The organism is Stenotrophomonas indicatrix (assembly GCF_050573115.1).
Classification (GTDB): Bacteria; Pseudomonadota; Gammaproteobacteria; order Xanthomonadales; family Xanthomonadaceae; genus Stenotrophomonas; species Stenotrophomonas lactitubi_A.
The window spans coordinates 142,517-156,944 of the sequence record NZ_JBNYZT010000002.1 but is presented as its reverse complement, the minus strand read 5'-3'; the positions used below and the strand labels follow the sequence as shown (position 1 = coordinate 156,944).

The window sequence follows — 14,428 nt, the reverse complement described above, 5'->3', positions numbered from 1 at the left end:
GGTAGTGCCAGGCCACGCCTGGCAACCCGGGAAAATCAATCAGCGCGTGCGCGAAGCGCTCAGACGGCCAGCAGCACCGGTGGCCCACGCGCGCCCAACGTGCCGCAGATCGGCTGCGGCAACGTCTGCACCGCACCGCGCAGCGCGCGGCACACCGGTGCCAGCGGCATCATCAACAGCAGCGCCGCCACCAGCAGGGTGATCAGTCGTGCGGCAATCAGACAGTAGTCGCAGTCCACGCCCATCTCGTGATCGGCATGTGGATCGGCCGGCGGCTTCGGCGCCGCTTCGCCATGCTGCATTGCCATCGCGTGGTGGTCATGGTGCCCTTCCATCGCGTGCTGTGCGTGCAGGGTGTGGTCCATGACCGCCACCGGTGCAGCAACAGCAACGTGCGCATGCGCCAGCCAGCGGCTCACCAGCGGGGCAAGCAGCACCAGCAGCATGGCAAGCCATGCCAAGGACTGGAACCGGCGGTGGAGAGCAGAGCGGCGCACGCGGCCATTCTACGGGGCTGAGGCCAACCTTGGACCACGTCCAGGGTTGCTGGTGCGGCCCTGCGACATCGTGACGCAGGGCGCCTCCGTGGTGAGCCACGACATACGCCGATATCCGCCGGGGGGGCGGAAGGGCGCCCGGTGTGACCGGCCCCTTCCGTCCCCTGGCGGCAACGCTAGAACCGCGCCGGCTGCTGCACAGCGCGTTCCAGGAACATGACGCCCGCCTGCAGGCTGTTGCGGGCGTTCTCCAACCAGCGCTCCGGATCGGCCACCGCGAACCGCTCCTGCGCGTCCACATCACCGGAGTCAGCCAGGTCGGCCAACTGCAGATGGATGTGGTGCTCCACCAGGCTCATCAGTAAGGCGAGCTCGGCCGATACCCCGGCGATGCGTTCGGTGAAGCCAGCGTCGTTGCTGTTCAGAGACATGTCCCCTGTTCCTATGCGTTGCGGTGTTGATGGATGGCTTCGAAACGCTCGGCGCAGGCAGGCCCACAGAACAGCCTGGCCGGATCGTTCTCAAAGTCTTCGCTGCAGTCCGGGTTGTGGCACTCCCCAGTGGGTGTGAGAGGGGCAACGTTGCTGGCCCGCACTGCGTGCTGGGCCAAGGCGCGTTGCAGGTGGCGCGCTTCCAGTTCCTGCGCTTCGTCGATGGTGTCCGTCATGCCAGTCGTATTTTATCCAGGGGTGGTCGCACCGATTGAGAACGCCGCGACGGTCTTGCGCGGTATATGCGCGGCATCGGACAGGCGTACTTCATCGGGTTCGTTTTCAGACATGCGGACTCCTTGTGCAGGGTGCCCTGGCGGGGCAATAAGAGAGGGCGAAGGGCCGTGTCGAACGGCATTGGCATCATCGGAAAACGGGTTCTCGCAGGCTGCGACGCATCGTCGCGATGAAGGCGATCTGCGACTGTCATCGCAGATCGCCCACGGACAAAGACGCGCAGCGCGACCAGGGATGCAAGGTGTCAAAAGGTGTTGCAAAAACGAACCCATTCCGACACCATGATTACGTCACCACCTTCCATCACCACTGACCACTTTGCGTCGGGCAGCCGCCGCATGTCCCGCGTACAGCGGGCAGCACACAGCACGCTGGCCGCAACCGGCCGCTGTGAACCGAACTATGCTTCAAGGGGGCCCCGCCGAATGCATACACCGCACCCAGTGCAGGACATCGTTCCAGCATTCCTGCAGGCCATGCACGCACACGGCATCGTGCCTGATGCGCGTGGTCGTGATGCACTCAATGCGGACGGCACGCTGGTGCGCTTCCATGTCGAGGGGGATCGCCGCGGCACCCGCAACGGCTGGGCTGTGCTGTTCGGCGACAACGTGCCTGCCGGCGAGTTCGGCAGCTGGCGCACGGGTCTGCGCCATGGGTGGTGCGCGAAGTCGCCAACCGCGTTGACCGCGACCGAGCAGCGCGCGATCCGACAGCGCCAGGACACCGCCCGCGCAGAGCGGGAAAGACAGCAACGCGAGCGCGAGGACGCGGCGGCGAAGGCGGCAAACGTGCTGTGGAACCGTGCCGTGCCTGCCGATGCCAGCCACCCGTATCTTGTACGCAAGGGCATCCAGGCCCATGGACTGCGCGTAGCGGCGTGGCCGGTACGCAACAGCGAAGGCCTGGTGTTCCGCCACATCGACAACGCGCTGCTGGTACCGGTAATGAATGCAGCAGGCCGGATCGTCTCGCTGCAGGCGATCTTTCCGCGCATGGACCTGGCACTCGGGCGCGACAAGGACTTCCTGGCCGGCGGCCGCAAACAAGGCTGCTTCCATGTCATCGGCAAGCCGCAGGCCAGCCAGCCCATCGCCATCGCCGAGGGCTATGCAACGGCGGAATCCATCCACCAGGCGACCGGCTGGTGCGTGGTGGTGGCCTGGGATGCTGGCAACCTGGCGTCGGTCGCCCGTGCCTGGCGCACCGCAGTTCCCGACGCCAGCTTCGTGATCTGTGCCGACAACGACCAATGGACCCGGCAACCGCTGGACAACCCGGGCGTCACCCAGGCAACGCATGCTGCGGCGGACATCGACGCACGCGTGGTATGGCCGGAGTTCGCGGTTCTGCACGACCAGGATGACCGCCCCACCGACTTCAACGACCTGCATCTGCGCGAAGGGTTGGAGGTACTGCGTGCGCAGCTGTTGCCCGCCCCTGCCGCCAGCGCGGATGACGCCGCCACGGAGCATGACGCACCGGCAACGGCCGCCGCGCGCTATCTGGTGCCCGGCAATCTCTCCGCCTTCGATACCTTCACCCCGTTCCCCGACTGCAGTGCACGTGGCAGGCCGTTGCCGACCGCACGCAATCTGGCCGAACTGTGCCGACGCACCGGTGTGATCGTGCGCTACAACGTCATTCGCAAGGATCTGGAAATCCTCGTCCCCGGCTTGCAGACGACGGTGGACAACGCCAAGGAGGTCGCCGCCGGCGAAGTGATGGACTGCATGCACCGCGCCGGCATGGCCATTGCCAGCTTCGAAACCAACCTGTGCCAGGTGGCCGAAGCCAATCCATACAACCCGGTCGCCAGCTGGATCACCTCGCAGCCGTGGGATGGACAGTCACGCCTGCAGGCGTTCTTCGATACGGTGCAGGAAGCCCAGCCCACACGCCTGGCCGACGGCCGCGTCCTGAAGGAGATCCTGATGCGGCGCTGGTTGATCTCCGGCGTTGCTGCCGCATTCGAGCCTGATGGCGTGGTCGCCCGCGGCGTACTGACCTTCGTGTCGAAGCAGAACCTGGGCAAGACGCGCTGGGCGCGGCAGCTGGCACCGGCCGAGCTGCAGCTGATCGCCGACGGCGTGGTGCTCGACCCCGCCAACAAGGACAGCGTCAAGCAGGTCATCTCCAAGTGGATCGTCGAGCTGGGCGAGGTAGATGCCACGTTCCGCCGCACCGATATCGCCGCCTTGAAGTCATTCATCTCCCGCAGCCATGATGAAATCCGGCGGCCCTACGCGCGCACCGAGTCACGCTATGCGCGGCGCACGATCCTGTTTGCCAGTGTCAACGATGAACGCTTCCTGCGCGATGCCACCGGCAATACGCGCTGGTGGACCGTGCACGCAGTGGCGCTGGGCGAGCCTGCCCGGATCGACATGCAGCAGGTCTGGGCCGAAGCGCATGCGCTCTATTGCAACGGCGAAACCTGGCATCTGGCGAGTGATGAGCTGGACGCGCTGAACGCCACCAACAGCGAACACGAACCGATCTCGCCGATCGCCGAGCTGATCGACCGTCACTTCGACTGGTCGCTGCCTGCCGAGCAGCGGAGCGTGCCTTATCGCGCCACCGAGATCGCCATTGCCGTGGGCATCGACAAGCCCAACCGCCGGGACGTCAACGAGGCGGCAGCCTACGTGGTCAAGCGCCATGACGTACGCACCAGGCTGATCGGCAAGGAACGGGCGAAAGTGTGGCTGATGCCACCGCGCAGCCGCAGCGTTGCCGAGCACGCCGCCGGACCGTTCTGATGCCCCGGACCCACGACGGACGTGATGTCGGCAACAGCAGCGCCGACTGGCGCCTGGACTGCGAGGCACGACACCTGCTGGGGCTGGACGGCTACCACCGCATCGATGCGCGCGGACGCAGGATGAAGATAGGGCCTCGCCGGCACCGCCAGCAGTACCTTCAGGGCGTGCAGGCAGCACGTGGTCTTGCCGAGCGCGATCGGCTGGCAACGGCTGCGCTGCGGATATGGGACGCAGCGGCCCCCGTGCCCCCGGCAATGGATGACAGTAGATGAAAGGTGTTGACTGGAAGGGGCTACAAAGGCAAGATATGGGTAACGGCCACGCCACCTTCCAGGAGCCCAGCCATGCCTCGCGCCCGCCTGCACGCCTTCGAAGGCGAACAGCTGACCGTGCAGCAGATCCATCAACGCGTACCGGTTCTATCGCAACGGACCATCCGCGACCACCTCGCCGCCGGCCGCCGCACGTCCACGGCCATGCTGTGCTTCGACCCGATCGCCGCCGCAGCACGCGGCGGCCGCATCACCCAGCGCATCCTGCGCGCCCGCAGCACCACCGGCAGCGATTGCTGACTGCCGCCGCGCCTGCGCATTCCCCAAGGAGTACTTACCGCATGATCCCCGCCTCGCTCGACAGCAGCCAGCGCATGATCGCCGACACGCTGGCCGCATTCCGCTGCGGTTCCGCCTTTGGCAGCGTGCCGCTGCGATCCGCCCCGTTGACGCGGCCACCGCTCTACATCGGCATCGCCGGTGGCAAGGGCGTGGGCAAGGACACCCTCGCCAACGGCCTGGCCTCCGCGCTGGCCCTGCGCTGCGACACCTTTGCGGCCCCGGCGCGGCCAAGTGCCAGCGCCGGATGTCGTCGCGAGCATGTCCATCCGGAGCTGTGGGTGCGCTCGTTGTTCTCGCGCCTGCCCGAAGGCGGTCTGGTTCCCGATGTCCATTCCGCCGACGAGGCCCGCGCCATCCGCCGCCAGGGCGGCGTTGTGATCCGCATCACCCGCCCCGGCCACGACAGCGTGGACCTGCATGCCAGCGGCCAGCCGCTGCCCGCCGCGCTGATCGATTTCGAGCTGCACAACGACCGCAGCGCGGCCGATCTGGTGCGCACGGCACTGGACCAGTTGATGTGCCGTGGCGTGATCTGAACGGCCTGCCGGAACCGCCGCCGTGCGACGGGCCGGTCCGTTGCTTTCTTCATCCATAAAGCAGGTTCCGGCCCATCATCGGCGAAAATGATGTAAGGTCGTCCCCCATCAATGACGGCACCTGCCGTCACCCTGCATCCCCAACCGCTTTCGCAAAGAGGAAATGTCATGGAGGTCGAACAGTTCACGTCGACGCGCCAGAAGGCCATCGCGTTGTTCAAGTCGCAGCCCAAGGGTGGCAAGGACATCGTGAGTCTGGATGCGATCTTCATTTCGCTGTGCTCGCTGGCCAGCGCCCAGCCCGAGGCTACTGCCGCCAAGCAGGCACGTACCACCGCCCGCCCCGGCAACCAGCAGCCCCCCGCTCCGTGGTTCATCGAGACGCTGGCCGCGCTCAAGGGCAAGGGCGAGTCGATCACCGTGGCGCGCTTCCTGATGTTCGCCAACCGTTTCCCGGTCAAGCGCATGGACCAGGTCAATGCAGCCCGCTGGCTGCGTGATGCCGGCTACATTCCGCGCAAGACCGGCGGCAACCTGGTGTTCGACCTTTGACCCAGCACCACCTGCAGTCCTGAAGCCCCGGCATCGTCCGGGGCTTTTTCGTTTCAGGCACCCAAGCCCCCGGCAAGAGCATCAACACCGTGGCCGTCCTCACCTTGTACCTGCCGTCCCCTATTGCCCTGTCTCCGTTTCCAGCAGGTGAGGACAAGGAGTACGGGAGAACCAGCGAAACCACAGGCAAGGCCGGATGGCATGACAGGGCCGCATCGCAAACCTGCGCATGCAGGTACTCGCCGGTCCTCGCGCACGCATCTGAATGCCTTCAGTCGCAAGTGCCGCAAGTAGATGAAAGGTGTTGACGTGATCGACGGGATGGCAACAGTGGATACCAATGCCACTGACCAACCTTGCCATGAACGCCCTGCCCGACAGCATCCAGACCCTTGCCGAGGTCATCGGCGAATCCGCAGCCCTCACGCTGGTGCGTGCATGGCCGCCGACCACCTCCAGCACCACCGGACGCCACCGCGTCATCGTCTACGTACCCTCCACCCTGCCCGATCAGCATCGACTGATCGACATTCTTGGCCTGGAGATGGCCCAGCGCCTGGTCGCGCACTTCGGCGGTGAATTGCTGTTCCTGGCGTCCTGCTTCGCCGCCAGTGCACATGAGCGCCGCGAGCAGATCGCCCGGGCGGTAGCCAGCGGCATGCCCCGCGAGCACGTCGCGCAGGAGTTCGGTGTATCGCAGACCACCATCAAGCGCGCCGTGCGCGGTGCCCGCTCCACCCCGGTCCCGGCCGTCCATCCTGCACTGCTGAAGGGATACGCACGCGCATGAACGAGAGCGAGCTGCTGGCCGGCGTGCCGGACTGGGCCAAGTACCTGGGCGGCACGTCCGGGGTATTGATTGCAGTCTCATTGTGGCTGCGGCAATGGTTGTCGTCGGCCAAGGTCGACCGCACCGCCGATGAAGCCACCAGCAACACCCTGCGCACCCTGCAGGAACAGCTGGCCGCGGAACGCACACGCGCAGATGGGCTGATGCACGAGCGCGAAGCCATGGCCCAGGAGATCGGCCAGCTGCGTGGTGAAGTCAGCGCCCTGCGCGCACAGATCGCCCAGCAGAGCGTGCAGATCGATGCGCTGCTGGACCTGGTGCGTAAACGGTCGGGAGCAGCCGCATGACCGCCGCCGCAGCGAGCGCCCTCGGCGGCGCCAACGTGGCCGCGTTCCTGGACATGCTGGCCGTATCCGAAGGCACCGACATTCCCGGCCAGCGCTCCCGCAATCGTGGCTACGACGTGATCGTCGGCGGCCAGCTGTTCAACGACCATCGCGACCATCCACGCGTACTGGTGTCGCTGCCCCGCTACGGCATCAAGTCCAGCGCCGCCGGCCGCTACCAGTTCCTGCGCAGTACCTGGGACGACCTGCGTGCACGCCTGGACCTGCCGGACTTCGGCCCGGTATCGCAGGACCGCGCCGCGGTAGCGCTGCTCAAGCAGTGCGGTGCCTACGATCTGATCCGCCTGGGCCGATTCGATGCTGCTGTCGCCGCCGCCCGGCGCATCTGGGCGTCGCTGCCGGGCGCCGGCTACGGGCAGAAGGAGCATGCGCTGGAAACGCTGCGCGCCTCCTATCGCGCCGCTGGCGGGCTCCTGCAGTGATGCCGATACCGCTGAGGCTGCGCATCGTGCTGCTGGGCCTGGTTGCCAGCCACGCGTGCTGCGCCTGGCTGGGCTGGGAGATCCGCGACCGCAACGCGGATCTCGCCGCCATGCGCTTACAGGCCGCGCAGGAGACCGGTCGTGCCGACACCGCGCTCGTCGCGCGCCAGCAGGACCAGACCAACGCACAGGCCGGTGCACAGGCTGAATCACAGCACTTGGCCTTGCAGTCCGTGCGCACCCAGCAGTTCACCACCCTGCAACAGGACATCGACACCCATGCCAAGAACCCTGGCCGCGACCGCGGCGATGCTGATGCTGAGTTCGTGCGCATCTGGCGCGAAGCCAACGCCGGCCACCCTCTTCGTCCCTGATCTCAGCATCGCACCGGCACAACTGCGCGCGCCGCTGGATCTGCCCGATCTGCAGGCTGCCGACGACGACGCGCTGCTGCGCAACCACGTTGCCGTGGCGCGCCAGTACCACGAACTGGCCGACCAGATGCGCGCCCTGCTGTGCAGCCTCGGCAGCCAGCACGGCTTCACCATCAATGGTGCAGCACCGCTGACGCCTGCCGGTTGCATCCCCGCGGGCAACACCAGACATCGCGGCCCACACGAGCACTGAGCGGGCCAGTCACGGCCACGCGTGCAATGTCCCGCGCCCCGGGCAATGGCAACACTGCTTGCAGAAAGCGCGTGCTGCGACCAGTCGCGTTCTTCCTTCCATTCATCGCATGAGCTGACATGGCAACCGATACCCCTTCCTCCACCTTCGACGCGCTGCACGCCGCCATCGAAGCGGCGATCCGAACACACTTTGCGGACTTCGCCACCGTCGAGTTCTATCGCGACGCCAACAGTGGTGCGCCACCCACGCCCGCCTGCCTGCTGGCGATGACCCGCTGTGATCGCGGCAAGGACAGCGATGATGGCAGCGGCCAACTGCAGGCCGTGCTGCGCTTTGAAGCACGCATCTCCGTGCAGTCCGCGGCAGCCGATTCTGCCCTGCAGCTGCGCCGGATCGCTGTAAACCTCGCCACCTGGCTGCATCAGCTCGGCCGCTTTCCGGGTGCGCCCAGTGGCGCGATCGAGGTAATCGCAGCGCTTCCCGAGGATGCCGCAGCGGCGCAGCCCGACCTGCGCACGTGGATCGTGGAATGGTCAGTGCCCATCGCGCTGGGCGGCAATGCCTGGGAGGACGGCGATGGCGTGGTACCGCACGCGTCCTACAGCTTCGCACCGGAGATCGGCCGGGCCCATGAGCGGCGCTACCAGCCACTCGCGGAGGACACGCCATGAGCGCCGAACACGCCCGGCTGATCGGCAACCTGTTGATGATCGGCGTCGTGCGCGAACTTGATGAAGCAGGCGGCCGCGTGCGCGTCGATGCTGACGGCATGCTCACCGATTGGATTCCCTGGCTGGAACGCCGTGCGGGACCAGGCGTGCGCAGCTGGTGCGCACCGGAGCCCGGCGAACAGGTGGTGCTGGCATGCCCGTATGGCGACCCCGGCCAGGCCCTGGTGCTCGGCAGCCTGTACCAGGATCGCTTTCCCGCACCGGCCGACACACGCCAGCTGCAGCGCACGCAGTACGCCGACGGCAGCCTCATCGAGTACGACCGCGAAACCACCACGCTGACCATCACCGTTGGCAGCGGCAAGGTCATCGTCAACTGCGCAAACGCAGAAGTGCATGCCAGCGAATCGGTGTTGCTCGACACGCCGGCGCTCAAGGCCACCGGTGATCTGGACGTCACCGGTGCGATCACAGCGGGCAAGGACATCAGCACATCGGCCGACGTCAAAGCCGGCGCCATCAGCCTGAAGTCACACAAACACACCGCCCAGGGCCCGACTGCCCCCACCACGCCTGCACAGCCGTGATGGGCCATCGCTGCAATGCCCTGAAAACCCGTACTCCACGACGATAGAGACCATGCGAGGAATCGACGCCAACACCGGCAAATCCCTGGATGGGCTGGCCCATCTGCACCAGTCCGTGCGTGACGTTCTCACCACACCCCTTGGCTCCCGCGTCCTGCGCCGCGAGTACGGCTCGCGCATCTTCGAACTGATCGATGCGCCGACCAACCGCTCCCTGCGCATGGACCTGATCGCGGCCACCGTCGACGCACTCGCGCGATGGGAACCGCGTCTCCACGTCGAGAACGTCGACGTCTCCCTCCCCGCCCCCGGCGTGATGATCCTGGCAGTGACCGGGATCCACCTGCCCGATGGCGAGGCCATCACCATCGAAGGAATCGAGGTTCGCTAACCGTGGCATCCGGCTCGTTCACCAGTGTCAATCTCTCCCAGCTGCCAGCCCCGGCGGTCATCGAAGTGCTCGATTTCGAAGCCATGTTCGATGAGTCGCTGACGGCATTGCAGGCCCTGGACCCCACGTTCGACGCGCTGCTGCCGTCGGACCCCGCCTTCAAGATCCTCGAAGTCTGCACCTACCTGCGCCTGCTCGACCGCCAGCGCGTCAACGATGCCGCGCGCGGTGTCATGCTCGCCTATGCGGTGGGCAGCGATCTGGATCAGCTGGCGGCAATCTTCGGCATCACACGCCTGGTGCTCGATCCGGGCAAGCCACAGGAAGGCATCCTTCCCCGCTACGAGAACGACGAGGACTTCCGTCGCCGCATCCAGCTCGGACCGGAAGGCTTCAGCGTGGCAGGACCGGAAGGTGCCTATGTGTTCCATGCGCTGAGCGCGGATCCGCGCGTGCTGGACGCCAGCGCTACCAGCAGCACGCCTGGTGAAGTAGTGGTGTCGGTGCTGTCGCGTGAAGCCGACGGCACCGCCACCCAGGGCTTGCTCGACGTGGTGGAGGCGAAGCTGAGCGCGGATGACGTGCGCCCGTTGACCGATCACGTGCTGGTAAAACCGGCGACAATCATCAAGTACGCTGTCGCCGCTACGCTGTACACCTTCGCTGGACCCGACTCGCAGGTCGTGCTGGCCGAAGCGCGCACGCGCCTGGACCGCTACATCGTCGAATCGCATCGGCTCGGCCGGGACGTGACCCGCTCCGGGTTGTTCGCAGCATTGCATGCCGAAGGCGTACAACGCGTGGTGATCGACAGCCCCGCTGCGGACGTGGTGGTGGACCGCACCCAGGCCACGTACTGCACCGCCGTCACGCTGGCGCATGGTGGCAACGATGAGTGAGGTCACCACGCGCCTGGTCAATGCGCGTCTGCGTGGCGCGGTTGATGGGAAGAACCAGGTATTCCGCCATCCCGGCGGCATGCTGGCAACGGTGCAGGCGGTATATCGCACCGACTGGCAGGGACGCCAACCTCTCTCCAGTCGACCACGCCGTAACCTGCAGCGCAACTCGCAGAACTTCGCCGCCTCCACTTGGTTGGGCTTCTACACCAAACCTGCACATCTGAGCGGCGGCGAGCTTGCGCCTGATGGAAGCCACACAGCGTTCTCGTTCCCGGTGTCTGACGCCAATGGCGGCCCGAACCAGAACTTCACTGGCTTGGCAGACGCCGATGGCGCCGCGTATACGAACGGCGTTACATCGACGATCAGTATCTGGATGCGCGCCAGTGAACCCTGTGTGATCGACCTGGGCATGCGCACCATCACAGCGGGTCGTACGCGCGTCACCGTGGGTACCGAATGGAAGCGCTACGCCTTCAGCTACGCACCCGCGCCCAGCGATCCCGACCGCGGCCTGGGCATCGTGTTCGATCGACTTGCGAACGAAAACACGGGACTCGGGCCGGAAAGCCGCATCCATGTGTGGGGGGCGCAGGCGGAATCCGGCGGGCGTGCAACCAGCTACATCGCCACGGCCGCCGGCACTGCATCGATCACCGATTACGTGTCGTCCGGAGCAATAGCCACACTCGCGGTGGTCCCGACGCCTGGCACCGTGATCGATGGCGACGCACGAGTAAGCGTGCCGACGGCCGCCAACCTGCTTCCCCCCAATGCCACCCAGGCCGAGCGTGCACTGTCGCAGGCGATCGTTGCCCGCCCGCTGCCGGTGGACATCACCGCCCTGTGGGACGCCGATCGCTGCCCGGCCGCGTTGCTGCCTTGGCTGGCATGGGCGCTCTCGGTGGACGAATGGAAGGCGTACTGGCCCGAACCGGTCAAACGCGCCCGCGTGCGTGCGGCCATCGCCATCCAGCGTCGCAAAGGCACGGCCGGCAGCGTCCGCGACGTGGTCGCAGCGTTCGGGGGTTCAGTGCTGATCCGCGAATGGTGGCAGCTGCAACCGAAGGGACCGCCGCACACCTTCGAAGCGGTGATGACCATTGCCAACCAGGGCGGCACCTCGGCCACCGCGATGTTCGTCGACGACGTCATCGGCGAGATCACCCGCACCAAGCCGGTGCGCTCGCATTTCACCTTCACCCAAGGCATGCAGGCCGACGCAGCAATCGGCGCGCTTGCAGCCGCACACGCCACGGCCTTCCGCCGCATCCAACTGATCGGAGAGTAAACCCCGCATGCGCTTGAAAATCACCGACGCCGGCTTCGCAAAGCTGGTCAATCCGCCGAATACCGGCACCAATGCCGTGCTGATTACCCAGATCGGCCTGACGTCCACTGCGTTCACGCCTTCGGCCGGCCTGACCGCGCTGCCAGGCGAGATCAAACGCGTCGCCACCTTCGGCGGCCAGGCAGTGGGCGATGACACGCTGCACGTGACCATCCGCGATGACAGCCCCACCGCCTATTCGCTGCGCGGCTTCGGCCTGTACCTGGCCGATGGCACGCTGTTCGCCACTTACGGCCAGACCGATCCGATCATGGAAAAGTCGGCGGCCTCGATGCTGCTGCTGGCCACGGATGCGCGCTTCACCGAAGTGGACGTCACGCAGATCCAGTTCGGCAACGCCGAGTTCATCTACCCGCCGGCCACCACCGAGGTGCTGGGTGTGGTCGAACTGGCCACCAATGCCGAAGCAGAAGACGCTGCCGACACCCAGCGCGCGGTGACCCCGCGAGGCCTGCGTGCATTCACCGACAAGCGCTTTGGCGCTGCCGCACCCACCGCACTGGCCAGGACGCTGCTGTCTGCCGCAACCACGATCGCCGCACGCACCGCGCTGGAGCTGAAGGGTGCCGCGCTGAAGGACATCGGGCATGGCAATGGCCTGGACGCTGACACCCTGGACGGCAAGCACGCGTCCGCGTTCGCCCTGGCGGGTGACTTCGCTACGGTCGGGCACAAGCATGTCATCGGCGATGTTACCGGGCTGCAGTCTGCCTTGGACGGCAAGGCATCCAAAGGCACGAACAGCTTCACCGACCAGCAGTTTGTCGGCGGAACATTTCCGCTGGTGGGCTTTGGCGCCCAGGGTGCAGAGCAATCGTTCATCGGCGGCTGGGCGAACGCGGGCCTGTGGCGGGTATGGAGCAATGATCGCGCGGCCAGCAGTGAGATCACCATCAAGCACGGCGATACCCCGCGCTGGAACGGCTCGGCGATGTGGCATGCCGGCAATTTCGCGCCGGAGTCGAAGATGGATGTGGCGGGCGGTACGTTCACCGGTGCTGTCTCCGTCAAGAACAATTCCCTACGCGTTTCAGGCTGGGGGAGCGTTGCAACCGACGGCGTTGTCTACTTTGGCTCGGGTGACAGCTATCTATTCAAGAGCGGACCTGCGTTCAGCTTCCGCAACAGCGAAGGAGCCTTCGTCGCCAACCTTAGCTCGGGCGGCTCTATCTGGACCAGTGATAGTTTCAATCCAAGCTCAAAGGTCTCCAAAGCCGGGGACACCATGTCCGGCACGCTCAGCATCTACACCGGAGCGGTAAACACCCAGAACGTTCCGCTGCGATTTGGCTGGAACAACAATATCCAGCGCTTTGCCTTCGCGATGGAATCCAGTGCATCGCTGTCTCTTTACGGGTACGACGCAAACGGCGGCACTCCAACACGCAAGGCAAACATCAGCAACGACCCATATCGCACACTCGCGGTAGATGGCGGCATTTGCTCCACAGGCGGGGCTTCTGCGCTGGTGGTGCAAGATCGTCTAAATAACGGCATCGAGTATCACCTCTACTGCGCCGGGAACGCATTCCGCGTTTGGTCGTCAACCGCTCAGGGGATCGATCGTTTGACGTTGACCGACAGCGGAGTCCTCATAACGAGCGGTGGCTACGACTTCGGCTCCTCCCGCAAACTGAAGGCTATCGACGGCCCCGTGCCCTATGGCTTGGCCGCCGTCGAGCGCATGGAACTGGCCACCGGCCACTACAAGCCCGAATACAACAGCGACGGTCGCCGACGCCTGTTCTTCGTCGCCGAGCAGCTCGCCGAACTGGTACCCGAAGCTGTCGACCTGGAAGGCGTCGAGTTCAACGGTGAACGCGTCGCCTCGATCAAGCTCGACCAGCTGCTTCCGGTAATGGCCAAGGCCATCCAGGAACTGGCCGCCGAAGTGCGTGCGCTGAAGGCGGAGCGCTGACATGGCCAGCGGATACCGATCGGCAGGCGTCGATTTCGACGACCTGTTCGATCCCTACGTGGAAGGCCCCGTCGCACAGGATTGCGGTCGGCGTGTGGGCGGCACCGACCTCAGCCGCCGCTACGCCCACATCCAGTACGGCAGCAAGCGTGCCGACGTCGGCTATCGCGTCGGCGGCATGGATGTATCGAACCTGTGGGCGGCGCGCGGCAGCGCCAGCTATCGCCTGCCGTTCCATGGCCAGGGCTATTCGGCAAGCAACGGCGCCAAGACCAACTCGACCGGATCGGCATCGGCATCGGTCTCGATCGACATGCTGTCCGATGGCAGCTACAGCATCCGCCGGGGCGTCGCCGGTGGTGGCAACAACAGCAACACGGTCGTTGCCTCCGGTCGTTGGCTTCCCGCAGGCGGCAACGCCTCCGAGTACGACGTGCAGTTCAGTGTGAGCAACCAAGGCGCGGCGTACTTCAGCAACAGCGCACCGTCGTTTGCTTCGCTGGCATCGACGCAATCGGCAGGCGTGTCCATCAGCGTGCCCGCCAGGTCCACCAGCTTTGAAAGTGCCTCCACCAGCATCAACGTTCACCTGCGTCGTGCCGGCGGCAATGTGCAGGTTTCCACCTTCAGCGCCAGCGTCAGCGCCTCCGGCTGGGTCTGATCGATC

20 protein-coding genes and 1 pseudogene are annotated in these 14,428 nt (G+C 65.7%); 18 read left to right on the top strand and 3 right to left on the bottom strand.

All coding sequences use genetic code 11. The features are described 5' to 3' along the window. Positions 1-59: 59 nt before the first annotated feature. From ACQ5SA_RS06650 to ACQ5SA_RS06640, 3 genes are all read right to left on the bottom strand, one after another. Positions 60-446, bottom strand: coding sequence for a DUF2946 family protein (locus tag ACQ5SA_RS06650; protein ID WP_353099616.1), 387 nt, complete (start codon positions 444-446; stop codon positions 60-62). Positions 447-673: 227 nt separating this feature from the next. Beyond that, entirely contained in the window at positions 674-928 is a 255-nt protein-coding gene (locus tag ACQ5SA_RS06645; RefSeq protein ID WP_230109633.1) for a hypothetical protein, read from the bottom strand. 11 nt (positions 929-939) lie between these two features. After that, the gene (locus ACQ5SA_RS06640; RefSeq protein ID WP_089239225.1) at positions 940-1,164 is read right to left on the bottom strand and encodes a hypothetical protein; all 225 of its coding nucleotides are present in this window, start codon (positions 1,162-1,164) and stop codon (positions 940-942) included. A gap of 486 nt (positions 1,165-1,650) precedes the next feature. Here ACQ5SA_RS06640 and ACQ5SA_RS06635 point away from each other — a divergent pair, with 486 nt between their 5' ends. The 18 genes and pseudogenes from ACQ5SA_RS06635 (at position 1,651) to ACQ5SA_RS06550 (ending at position 14,422) form a co-directional block, all read left to right on the top strand. Beyond that, the gene (locus ACQ5SA_RS06635; protein WP_499313564.1) at positions 1,651-3,987 is read left to right on the top strand and encodes a VapE domain-containing protein; all 2,337 of its coding nucleotides are present in this window, start codon (positions 1,651-1,653) and stop codon (positions 3,985-3,987) included. Continuing rightward, positions 3,987-4,262 (top strand): DUF7696 family protein, encoded by a 276-nt coding sequence (locus tag ACQ5SA_RS06630; protein WP_499313562.1) that lies wholly within the window; start codon positions 3,987-3,989, stop codon positions 4,260-4,262. The genes ACQ5SA_RS06635 and ACQ5SA_RS06630 overlap by 1 nt, the downstream gene beginning before the upstream one ends. A gap of 72 nt (positions 4,263-4,334) precedes the next feature. Then, a complete protein-coding gene (locus tag ACQ5SA_RS06625; protein ID WP_105163551.1) occupies positions 4,335-4,562 on the top strand; it encodes a hypothetical protein in 228 nt (75 codons plus the stop codon). A 41-nt stretch (positions 4,563-4,603) separates the two neighbouring features. Next, complete coding sequence (locus tag ACQ5SA_RS06620; RefSeq protein WP_442243905.1) at positions 4,604-5,140, top strand: hypothetical protein; 537 nt, start codon at positions 4,604-4,606, stop codon at positions 5,138-5,140. Positions 5,141-5,308: 168 nt separating this feature from the next. Next, positions 5,309-5,692 (top strand): hypothetical protein, encoded by a 384-nt coding sequence (locus tag ACQ5SA_RS06615; protein ID WP_223484784.1) that lies wholly within the window; start codon positions 5,309-5,311, stop codon positions 5,690-5,692. A 361-nt stretch (positions 5,693-6,053) separates the two neighbouring features. Next, entirely contained in the window at positions 6,054-6,482 is a 429-nt protein-coding gene (locus tag ACQ5SA_RS06610) for a Mor transcription activator family protein (RefSeq protein ID WP_223494380.1), read from the top strand. Next, the gene (locus ACQ5SA_RS06605; RefSeq protein WP_223494379.1) at positions 6,479-6,829 is read left to right on the top strand and encodes a hypothetical protein; all 351 of its coding nucleotides are present in this window, start codon (positions 6,479-6,481) and stop codon (positions 6,827-6,829) included. The genes ACQ5SA_RS06610 and ACQ5SA_RS06605 overlap by 4 nt, the downstream gene beginning before the upstream one ends. After that, a complete protein-coding gene (locus tag ACQ5SA_RS06600; protein WP_223494378.1) occupies positions 6,826-7,311 on the top strand; it encodes a glycoside hydrolase family 24 protein in 486 nt (161 codons plus the stop codon). Before ACQ5SA_RS06605 ends, ACQ5SA_RS06600 begins: the two co-directional genes overlap by 4 nt. After that, complete coding sequence (locus ACQ5SA_RS06595) at positions 7,311-7,685, top strand: hypothetical protein (RefSeq protein ID WP_312786199.1); 375 nt, start codon at positions 7,311-7,313, stop codon at positions 7,683-7,685. The genes ACQ5SA_RS06600 and ACQ5SA_RS06595 overlap by 1 nt, the downstream gene beginning before the upstream one ends. Beyond that, a complete protein-coding gene (locus tag ACQ5SA_RS06590; RefSeq protein ID WP_442243907.1) occupies positions 7,627-7,938 on the top strand; it encodes a hypothetical protein in 312 nt (103 codons plus the stop codon). Before ACQ5SA_RS06595 ends, ACQ5SA_RS06590 begins: the two co-directional genes overlap by 59 nt. A 119-nt stretch (positions 7,939-8,057) precedes the next feature. After that, positions 8,058-8,612 carry a hypothetical protein gene (locus ACQ5SA_RS06585; protein WP_499313556.1) on the top strand — a complete coding sequence of 185 codons (555 nt, stop codon included), beginning with the start codon at positions 8,058-8,060 and terminating at the stop codon, positions 8,610-8,612. After that, on the top strand, positions 8,609-9,199 hold the full coding sequence (locus ACQ5SA_RS06580; RefSeq protein WP_312786202.1) for a phage baseplate assembly protein V: 591 nt from the start codon (positions 8,609-8,611) through the stop codon (positions 9,197-9,199). The genes ACQ5SA_RS06585 and ACQ5SA_RS06580 overlap by 4 nt, the downstream gene beginning before the upstream one ends. A 52-nt stretch (positions 9,200-9,251) precedes the next feature. Further along, positions 9,252-9,590: a GPW/gp25 family protein gene (locus ACQ5SA_RS06575; protein ID WP_089239202.1), complete on the top strand. Its 339-nt coding sequence runs from the start codon at positions 9,252-9,254 to the stop codon at positions 9,588-9,590. A 2-nt stretch (positions 9,591-9,592) separates the two neighbouring features. After that, positions 9,593-10,489, top strand: coding sequence for a baseplate assembly protein (locus tag ACQ5SA_RS06570; protein WP_336025333.1), 897 nt, complete (start codon positions 9,593-9,595; stop codon positions 10,487-10,489). Then, positions 10,470-11,129: pseudogene (locus tag ACQ5SA_RS06565) on the top strand (phage head spike fiber domain-containing protein); the annotation flags it as partial. The gene ACQ5SA_RS06570 and the pseudogene ACQ5SA_RS06565, both read left to right, overlap by 20 nt. A gap of 105 nt (positions 11,130-11,234) precedes the next feature. Further along, positions 11,235-11,783, top strand: coding sequence for a phage tail protein I (locus tag ACQ5SA_RS06560; protein WP_363731338.1), 549 nt, complete (start codon positions 11,235-11,237; stop codon positions 11,781-11,783). 7 nt (positions 11,784-11,790) lie between these two features. Then, the gene (locus ACQ5SA_RS06555) at positions 11,791-13,761 is read left to right on the top strand and encodes a tail fiber domain-containing protein (RefSeq protein WP_499313553.1); all 1,971 of its coding nucleotides are present in this window, start codon (positions 11,791-11,793) and stop codon (positions 13,759-13,761) included. A 1-nt stretch (position 13,762) separates the two neighbouring features. After that, entirely contained in the window at positions 13,763-14,422 is a 660-nt protein-coding gene (locus ACQ5SA_RS06550; protein WP_499313551.1) for a hypothetical protein, read from the top strand. Positions 14,423-14,428: the final 6 nt, after the last annotated feature.

Excerpts from the sequence above, each read along its gene's own strand:
- ACQ5SA_RS06605 (WP_223494379.1), top strand. The coding sequence starts at position 6,479 with ATGAACGAGAGCGAGCTGCTGGCCGGCGTGCCGGACTGGGCCAAGTAC.
- ACQ5SA_RS06625 (WP_105163551.1), top strand. The coding sequence starts at position 4,335 with ATGCCTCGCGCCCGCCTGCACGCCTTCGAAGGCGAACAGCTGACCGTG.
- ACQ5SA_RS06645 (WP_230109633.1), bottom strand. The coding sequence starts at position 928 with ATGTCTCTGAACAGCAACGACGCTGGCTTCACCGAACGCATCGCCGGG.
- ACQ5SA_RS06585 (WP_499313556.1), top strand. The coding sequence starts at position 8,058 with ATGGCAACCGATACCCCTTCCTCCACCTTCGACGCGCTGCACGCCGCC.
- ACQ5SA_RS06615 (WP_223484784.1), top strand. The coding sequence starts at position 5,309 with ATGGAGGTCGAACAGTTCACGTCGACGCGCCAGAAGGCCATCGCGTTG.
- ACQ5SA_RS06550 (WP_499313551.1), top strand. The coding sequence starts at position 13,763 with ATGGCCAGCGGATACCGATCGGCAGGCGTCGATTTCGACGACCTGTTC.
- ACQ5SA_RS06590 (WP_442243907.1), top strand. The coding sequence starts at position 7,627 with ATGCTGAGTTCGTGCGCATCTGGCGCGAAGCCAACGCCGGCCACCCTC.
- ACQ5SA_RS06620 (WP_442243905.1), top strand. The coding sequence starts at position 4,604 with ATGATCCCCGCCTCGCTCGACAGCAGCCAGCGCATGATCGCCGACACG.
- ACQ5SA_RS06640 (WP_089239225.1), bottom strand. The coding sequence starts at position 1,164 with ATGACGGACACCATCGACGAAGCGCAGGAACTGGAAGCGCGCCACCTG.
- ACQ5SA_RS06630 (WP_499313562.1), top strand. The coding sequence starts at position 3,987 with ATGCCCCGGACCCACGACGGACGTGATGTCGGCAACAGCAGCGCCGAC.
- ACQ5SA_RS06575 (WP_089239202.1), top strand. The coding sequence starts at position 9,252 with ATGCGAGGAATCGACGCCAACACCGGCAAATCCCTGGATGGGCTGGCC.
- ACQ5SA_RS06595 (WP_312786199.1), top strand. The coding sequence starts at position 7,311 with ATGCCGATACCGCTGAGGCTGCGCATCGTGCTGCTGGGCCTGGTTGCC.
- ACQ5SA_RS06600 (WP_223494378.1), top strand. The coding sequence starts at position 6,826 with ATGACCGCCGCCGCAGCGAGCGCCCTCGGCGGCGCCAACGTGGCCGCG.
- ACQ5SA_RS06610 (WP_223494380.1), top strand. The coding sequence starts at position 6,054 with ATGAACGCCCTGCCCGACAGCATCCAGACCCTTGCCGAGGTCATCGGC.
- ACQ5SA_RS06635 (WP_499313564.1), top strand. The coding sequence starts at position 1,651 with ATGCATACACCGCACCCAGTGCAGGACATCGTTCCAGCATTCCTGCAG.
- ACQ5SA_RS06555 (WP_499313553.1), top strand. The coding sequence starts at position 11,791 with ATGCGCTTGAAAATCACCGACGCCGGCTTCGCAAAGCTGGTCAATCCG.
- ACQ5SA_RS06580 (WP_312786202.1), top strand. The coding sequence starts at position 8,609 with ATGAGCGCCGAACACGCCCGGCTGATCGGCAACCTGTTGATGATCGGC.
- ACQ5SA_RS06650 (WP_353099616.1), bottom strand. The coding sequence starts at position 446 with ATGCTGCTGGTGCTGCTTGCCCCGCTGGTGAGCCGCTGGCTGGCGCAT.